This is a genomic window from Streptomyces ossamyceticus (assembly GCF_001418475.1).
GTDB lineage: Bacteria > Actinomycetota > Actinomycetes > Streptomycetales > Streptomycetaceae > Streptomyces > Streptomyces ossamyceticus.
This window is the reverse complement of record NZ_LIQX01000125.1, coordinates 1-6,846: the sequence shown is the minus strand read 5'-3', so window position 1 is coordinate 6,846 and position 6,846 is coordinate 1. Positions and strand designations below refer to the sequence as shown.

Here is a 6,846-nt window from a genome sequence, read left to right as displayed (position 1 = left end):
CGGGCACTCACCCGTACGCGGGAGAACGTGCTTGTGCGCAGTCAACCCTGAGCAGTTCACAACCCCTCCTCCAGCCCCTCCGTGTCCTCGCCCTCCTCCTCCAACGCCTGTCGGACGACCCGGAGGGCCATCCCCTCGGGGTAGCCCTTGCGGGCGAGCATGCCCGCCAGGCGGCGGAGGCGTTTGTCACGGTCGAGGCCTCGGGTGGAGCGCAGCTTGCGGGCCACGAGCTCACGCGCGGTCGCCTCCTCCTGGTCGGAGTCGAGCTGGGCGACGGCCTCGTCGATGAGGGCGGAGTCGACGCCCTTGGTGCGCAGCTCCCGGGCAAGGGCACGCCGGGCCAGGCCCCGGCCGTGGTGGCGGGACTCCACCCACGCGTCCGCGAACGCGCTGTCGTTGATCAGCCCGACCTCCTCGAACCGTGACAGCACCTCGTCCGCCACGTCGTCGGGAATCTCGCGCTTGCGCAGGGCGTCGGCGAGCTGCTTGCGGGTCCGCGGGGTCCCGGTGAGCAGGCGCAGGCAGATCGCCCGTGCCCGCTCAGCCGGGTCCCCTGAGGACTCCCCTTTCTCGGCCCTCGACGAGAAAGACGAACCCCCGTCCTGTGGCCCCCCGTCGTCATACGGATCGCCGGCCGACTCCCCGAAGCCGCGCCGTCGCCCCCCGCGGCCTCGTAGGCCGCGTGTCTCGTCGGCCGCGCCCGGTGAGACGCCGCCACGCCCGCCGCCGCCACGGCCACGGCCACCGCGCGGCGCGCCGCCACCGGAGGGTCCGCCCTCCTCCGGCGGGCCGGCGACATGTTCCTCGTCGGCGCCGCCGGCGTACGGTCCGAACTCCTCAGCGGCGGATCCCCCTGTACCCCCGCGCCCCCGGCTCTCGGGGGCACTGGGGTATGCGTGCTCGCCCCAGTCCGTTCTGCGTGTCACGGACTAGCTCTTGGCCGCCGCGGCCTTGGTCTTGGCGGTCTTGGCAGCGGGGGCCGGCACCGCCTTCGCGTCGTCGGCGGGTGCGGCGGAGGCCGCGGCGTCCGCAGCCGGTTCGGCGGTGGGCTCCTCGGGCCGTACGCCGACGCCCAGCTTCTGCTTGATCTTCCTCTCGATCTCGTTGGCGAGGTCGGGGTTGTCCTTGAGGAAGTTGCGGGCGTTCTCCTTGCCCTGGCCGAGCTGGTCGCCCTCGTACGTGTACCAAGCGCCGGCCTTGCGGACGAAGCCGTGCTCCACACCCATGTCGATCAGACCGCCCTCGCGGCTGATGCCCTGGCCGTAGAGGATGTCGAACTCGGCCTGCTTGAAGGGCGGTGCGACCTTGTTCTTGACGACCTTGCAGCGGGTGCGGTTGCCGACCGCCTCCGTGCCGTCCTTCAGGGTCTCGATGCGGCGGATGTCGATACGCACCGAGGCGTAGAACTTCAGCGCGCGGCCACCGGTGGTCGTCTCCGGGGAGCCGAACATCACGCCGATCTTCTCGCGGAGCTGGTTGATGAAGATGGCGGTGGTCTTGGACTGGTTGAGGGCGCTGGTGATCTTCCGCAGGGCCTGGCTCATCAGTCGGGCCTGCAGACCCACGTGGCTGTCACCCATCTCGCCCTCGATCTCCGCGCGCGGGACGAGCGCGGCGACGGAGTCGATGACGATGAGGTCGAGGGCACCGGAGCGGACCAGCATGTCCACGATCTCCAGCGCCTGCTCGCCGTTGTCCGGCTGCGACAGGATCAGGTTGTCGATGTCGACACCGAGCTTCTTCGCGTACTCCGGGTCGAGGGCGTGCTCGGCGTCCACGAACGCGACCTGGCCGCCGGCCTTCTGCGCGTTCGCCACCGCGTGCAGGGTCAGGGTCGTCTTACCGGAGGACTCGGGGCCGTAGATCTCCACCACTCGGCCACGCGGCAGGCCGCCGACACCGAGGGCCACGTCCAGCGCGGTCGACCCGGTCGGGATGACCTCGATGGGCTCGTTCGACCGCTCGCCCATGCGCATGACCGCGCCCTTGCCGAATTGTCGTTCAATCTGTGCGAGCGCGGCGTCGAGCGCCTTCTCGCGGTCGGTTCCTGCCATGGGTTCCACCCGATTTGCTTGAGTCGATCGCTTCACGTGAAAGACGCTAACGCCTGCCACTGACAATGGGCCCCGACGCCCGCCCGGCCTGTGGATAACTCGGGTACTTCTCCACACAAACCCTGTCGAACTCCCCGTCGAGAGGCTCGCCGGAGCCTCCATAAGAACGGATGTTCGATTTTAGTGTCAAGCGCACCACGCGGTCCCCCGGGGACTTCCGGAAGGGGGGATTCAGTTCGTCGGCGATGGCGATGGCCGGGCACCGGAGCTGGTCGCCGCGCCCGCGAAGGGGGGCGGCGTCGCGCGGCCGGGCGTCAGTCCCCCGGAGTGCCGCCTCCGGACCCGGAGCTGCCCTCGGGGCCGGTGTCCCGGCGCGGCCCCTGCGAACCGTCCTCTTCCCGGGGACCGCCCTCATCCTGGGGACGGTCTCTCTCCTGGGGCCCGGTCTCCTCCTGAGTGGCGTCGTCCGACGGCCGCTTCGTGCCCCACTTGTGTTCCAGCCGCTCACGCACGCGCGTGAGGACATCGCTTCCGGAACCGTCTTCGTCCCGCTCCGCGGGCGGCCGGTTCCGGAGACGGGCGAGGAGGTTTCCGGAGCCGCGTCTGCGGTGGCCGTGGACGCGTGGGTCGTCCGTGACTGCGTACCGCTTCACGTAGGCCCCGAGGAACGCCTGGAGGGTGGCGATGGCGGGGATGGCGATGAGCGCGCCGACGGCGCCGAGGAGCGCGGTCCCCGCGATGACCGATCCGAAGGCGACGGCCGGGTGGATGTCCACGGTCTTGGCGGTCAGCTTGGGCTGCAGCACGTAGTTCTCGAACTGCTGGTAGATGACCACGAAGACCAGGACCCACAGCGCGTACCAGGGGTTGACCGTGAAGGCGATCAGCATCGGCAGGGCGCCCGCGAGGTAGGTGCCGATCGTGGGGATGAACTGGGAGACCAGGCCGACCCAGACCGCGAGGGCGGGGGCGTACGGCACGTTCAGGTACTCCAGCAGGACGTAATGGGCTATGCCGGAGATCATGGCCATCAGGCCGCGGGAGTACAGGTAGCCGCCGGTCTTGTCGACGGCGATCTCCCACGCGCGCAGCACCTCGGCCTGCTTGGCGGGCGGCAGCACGGAGCACAGCGCGCGCCGCAGCCGGGGTCCGTCGGCCGCGAAGTAGAACGAGAACAGGCCGATCGTCAGCAGCTGGAAGAGGCCGCCGAGGACCTGCGCCGAGACGTCCAGGACGCCGGTGGCGCTGTTCTGGACGTACCGCTTCAGCCAGTCGGAGCGGAGCAGCCCCTCCTGGATGTCGACGCGCCTCAGCTCGGTGTGGAAGGTGGTGTTGATCCAGCTGATGACCGAGTCGAGGTAGGCCGGGAAGTCCTCGACCATCTTGATGATCTGGCCGGCGAGCATCGAGCCGAGGAGGGTGACGAAGCCCGCGACCGCGATCAGGGTGAACAGGAAGACAAGGAAGGTGGCGAAGCCCCTGCGCAGCCCCTTCGAGGCCATCCAGCTGACTGCGGGCTCGATCGCGAGGGCCAGGAAGAACGCGATGAGGATGTTGACCAGCAGCCCGATGAGCTGGTGGAACGCCCAACTGCCCAGTTGGAAGACGGCGACCAGCGACAGCGCGAGCACCATGGCACGCGGCAGCCAGCGCGGCATGCCCGAACTCGGCCTGGTGCCGACCGGGGGCCCGGTGGGCGGCGCCGTACCGGAGGGGGATGCCTGGGGCTCGACCTGCGCGGTCTCGTCTGAGGGGGCCACGGACCAAGTCTCGCCCACACCACCGACAATCGGCCCCTGCCCCCTACACCTTCCGGCCCCGAGGCGACGGCCGCGCGACCGATACGGCAGCTTTTCAGCGGTTCTCGGCGGGAACGCCCATCGTCGTGCACACCACGCGCCAGACGTCCTTGGCCTCCCAGCCGGCGTCCAGCGCCTCGTGCACCGTCCGTCCACCGAGTTGGGACATCACATGATCGCGCGCGAAGGTTTCGGCGTACCCCTCGCCGAAGTGTTCCGCCATCCGCTGCCAGAAGACCGTCAACCGCATGACTCCAGTATCCCGCCCCAGGGGGTGGGCCTGGCCAGGACCGCCTGCCGATACCGCTTTCCGCCCTACGGTCTGAGGCATGGCCGAAACCGGAGCATCCCCACGCCCCTCATCGCCCCCGGCGCACACCCCGCTCGCCCGCGCCGAGCAGTTCGTCTGGCTGACCGCGCGGGTACTGGAGCAGCGCCGCTTCGCGTACCACTTCCTGGACGGGAGCGCCGACGCGGTGGAGACCGCGCTGGCCGCCTACCGCACGGCCGACGAGGGGTACGGGCACGCGCTCGAACCGGATCTGCGCGGGCCGGTGAGCCAGCCCCTGCACACCGGGCACGCGTTGCGGGTCCTGGACTCGATCGGGCGGTGTGCCGGACAGCGGGTGGAGCGCGTGTGCCGCTATCTGACGTCGGTGTCGAACCCGGACGGCGCCCTGCCTGCCGTACATCCCGGTCAGCGCGGATATCCGGCGGCCCCGTTCGTGCCGATCGTCGACGACCCGCCCAGTGAGCTGCTGGCCACCGGGCCCGTGGTGGGCTTGTTGCACCGCAACCAGGTGTGGCACGCGTGGCTGTTCCGGGCGACCGACTTCTGCTGGCACGCGGTCGAGACGCTGGAGAAGTCGCACCCGTACGAGGTCCAGGCCGCCGTGGCGTTCCTGGACTCCGTGCCCGACCGTCCGCGCGCGCTGGCGGCCGCCGACCGGCTCGGCCGACTGGTGCGCGAACAGCGGCTGTCCGTGCTGGATCCCGGGCGGCTGGAGGAGTGTCCCGTGGCGTCCGGTTACGCGCCGGGTGAGCATCACTTCCCGTTCGACTTCGCGCGTACGCCGGAGTCGCTCGCGCGCGCGTGGTTCACCGACGAGGAGATGTCCCGTTCGCTCGACTTCCTGGAGAGCGAGCAGCGCGACGACGGCGGATGGCCGATCCGCTGGCGCCAGTGGGCCCCGGGGACCGCCCTGGAGAGCCGCCCGATCGTGACGATCGAGGCACTGCGCACACTGCACGCGTACGGGCGGTCGATCGGCTGAGGAGATGACAGCCACAGTGCTGGGGATTCGACAGACCTGAGCGAGCCACCGGCAGGCGGGATGCCCTGGTGTACGCGTGCGCGCATGAACGGGCGCACGCGTACGCGTGCCGCTGTCTCAGCCAGTGATCGCCCGCACTCCCGCCGTCATGATCACCGCCGCTGCCACGACCAGCAGGAAGGGCGCGCGCAGGAGGAGGGCGACGGCGGCCGCGGCGACTCCCGCTGCCCTCGCGTCCAGCACGAGCGCACGTCCGTCGGCGAAGGTCTGCTGCGCCGTGAGGGCGGCGAGCAGCGCGACGGGGAGGAGTGCGGCCAGGCGTTGGACGAGCGGGCGTTCCAGGACGCCCTCGGGGACCAGCAGACCGATGAGCTTGACGGCGTAGCAGCCGACGACGGTCACGGCGATCGCGATCCAGACGTTCATCGGTCCTCTTCCCGCGGGCCGTACTGGTCGCGCTGTGAGTCGTGGGAGTCGTGGGAGTCACTCACCGCGCGGTCGCCGGTCTCCCGGTCGCCGGTCTTGCGGCGCCCCTCCGCCCAGAGGACGAGGGGAGCGGCTGCCGCGGCCACGAGTACCGGCACTCCTGCGGGCAGGACGGGCAGGAGGCCGAGCCCCAGGAGGACCGCGACGCCGGCCACGGCCCGTTCCCTGGTGGTCTTGAGCATGGGCGCGAGGAGTGCCAGGAAGACAGCGGGCCCGGCCGCGTCGAGTCCCCATGCCTCAGTGTCGCCGATGGCCTCCGCGCCGAGCGCGCCGAGGAGCGTGGTGAGGTTCCACAGCAGATAGAGGCTCAGCCCGGTGACCGTGAAGCCGATCCGGGCGGCCCGGCGCGTGGGCTGGGCGAGCGCGACGACCGTGGTCTCGTCGATCACCCACTGGGCGGCGAACGGCCGCACCGCGCGCGGGAGGGCCAGCAGCTGTGACAGACGCAGCCCGTAGAACGCGTTGCGCACCCCCAGGAAGAAGGCCCCGGCCGCCGCCGTGAACGGATTGCCGCCGGCCGCAAGCGCGCCCACCAGGGCGAACTGGGAGGCACCGGTGAACACCAGCAGGCTCAACGCACAGGTCTGCGGCAGGCTGAGCCCGCTGCCGGCCGAGGTCACCCCGAAGGCGAACCCGGACAGCCCGACGGCGACCCCGACCGCCAGGGCGTCCCGGACGACGGCCCGATCGGGCTTGGCGCCCCCTGTGTCGTGCGTGCCTGCGAAAGCTGTCTGTTCTGCCACACCTCGGACGGTAGGACCATCAGCACTTAGGAATCTTGTACGTTCTTGCGCCCGCGTCCGCCGCGCTGGGTTTCGCTGTCGCGCCCGGTGCCCCTGTCACCCTCGCGTGCCCTACCGCCGTCGTGTGCCCTACCGCCGTCGCATTCCCTACCGCCGTCGCGTCCCCGCAGTTCGTCGGGGCCGCCTCTGCGTTCCCGCTGGTACGCGCCCGGGGGGACGCCCACGATCCGGCTGAAGTGGCGGTTGAGGTGCGGCTGGTCCGTGAAGCCGACGGCGACGGCGGCCTCGGCAGGGGCCGTACCCGCATCGAGCAGGGCCCTGGCCCGACGGACGCGGGCGTCGGTCAGCCAGGCGTGCGGGGGCATGCCGTAGGCGGTGCGGAAGGCCCGCAGGAGGGCGAAGGGGCTGGTGCCGAGGTCCGCGGCGAGTCGCTCCAGGGTGGGCGGGTCGGCCATCCGCTCCTGGAGCACCGCACGCGCGCGTGCCGCCG

At 71.0% G+C, this 6,846-nt stretch carries 8 protein-coding genes; 1 reads left to right on the top strand and 7 read right to left on the bottom strand.

Annotated elements, in window-relative coordinates; genetic code table 11:
- Positions 1–56 precede the first annotated feature (56 nt).
- The 4 genes from recX to AOK15_RS11240 all read right to left on the bottom strand — a co-directional run bounded on the left by recX (position 57) and on the right by AOK15_RS11240 (position 4,103).
- Positions 57–926 carry a recombination regulator RecX gene (recX, locus tag AOK15_RS41935; protein WP_079058417.1) on the bottom strand — a complete coding sequence of 290 codons (870 nt, stop codon included), beginning with the start codon at positions 924–926 and terminating at the stop codon, positions 57–59.
- A gap of 3 nt (positions 927–929) precedes the next feature.
- A complete protein-coding gene (recA, locus tag AOK15_RS11250; RefSeq protein ID WP_055515464.1) occupies positions 930–2,054 on the bottom strand; it encodes a recombinase RecA in 1,125 nt (374 codons plus the stop codon).
- Between the two features lie 314 nt (positions 2,055–2,368).
- Positions 2,369–3,814 carry an AI-2E family transporter gene (locus tag AOK15_RS11245; RefSeq protein ID WP_240508385.1) on the bottom strand — a complete coding sequence of 482 codons (1,446 nt, stop codon included), beginning with the start codon at positions 3,812–3,814 and terminating at the stop codon, positions 2,369–2,371.
- Positions 3,815–3,908: 94 nt separating this feature from the next.
- Positions 3,909–4,103, bottom strand: coding sequence for a DUF3046 domain-containing protein (locus AOK15_RS11240; protein ID WP_055515461.1), 195 nt, complete (start codon positions 4,101–4,103; stop codon positions 3,909–3,911).
- A gap of 79 nt (positions 4,104–4,182) precedes the next feature.
- On the opposite strand from AOK15_RS11240, the gene AOK15_RS11235 reads away from it, so the two are divergent.
- Positions 4,183–5,127, top strand: a complete 945-nt coding sequence (locus tag AOK15_RS11235) for a hypothetical protein (protein ID WP_055515459.1) — start codon at positions 4,183–4,185, stop codon at positions 5,125–5,127.
- Positions 5,128–5,244: 117 nt separating this feature from the next.
- Here the strand turns inward: AOK15_RS11235 and AOK15_RS11230 are convergent, their stop codons facing one another.
- The 3 genes from AOK15_RS11230 to AOK15_RS45575 form a co-directional block, all read right to left on the bottom strand.
- Positions 5,245–5,553, bottom strand: coding sequence for an AzlD domain-containing protein (locus AOK15_RS11230; RefSeq protein WP_055515457.1), 309 nt, complete (start codon positions 5,551–5,553; stop codon positions 5,245–5,247).
- Complete coding sequence (locus AOK15_RS11225) at positions 5,550–6,356, bottom strand: AzlC family ABC transporter permease (RefSeq protein ID WP_055515455.1); 807 nt, start codon at positions 6,354–6,356, stop codon at positions 5,550–5,552. Before AOK15_RS11225 ends, AOK15_RS11230 begins: the two co-directional genes overlap by 4 nt.
- Positions 6,357–6,382: 26 nt before the next feature.
- Positions 6,383–6,846 (bottom strand): helix-turn-helix transcriptional regulator (locus AOK15_RS45575; protein WP_240508384.1); only part of this gene is annotated, 464 nt, incomplete at its 5' end.

Coding starts and splice junctions, on each gene's coding strand:
- recA (WP_055515464.1), bottom strand. CDS start 2,054: ATGGCAGGAACCGACCGCGAGAAGGCGCTCGACGCCGCGCTCGCACAG.
- AOK15_RS11240 (WP_055515461.1), bottom strand. CDS start 4,103: ATGCGGTTGACGGTCTTCTGGCAGCGGATGGCGGAACACTTCGGCGAG.
- AOK15_RS11235 (WP_055515459.1), top strand. CDS start 4,183: ATGGCCGAAACCGGAGCATCCCCACGCCCCTCATCGCCCCCGGCGCAC.
- AOK15_RS11230 (WP_055515457.1), bottom strand. CDS start 5,553: ATGAACGTCTGGATCGCGATCGCCGTGACCGTCGTCGGCTGCTACGCC.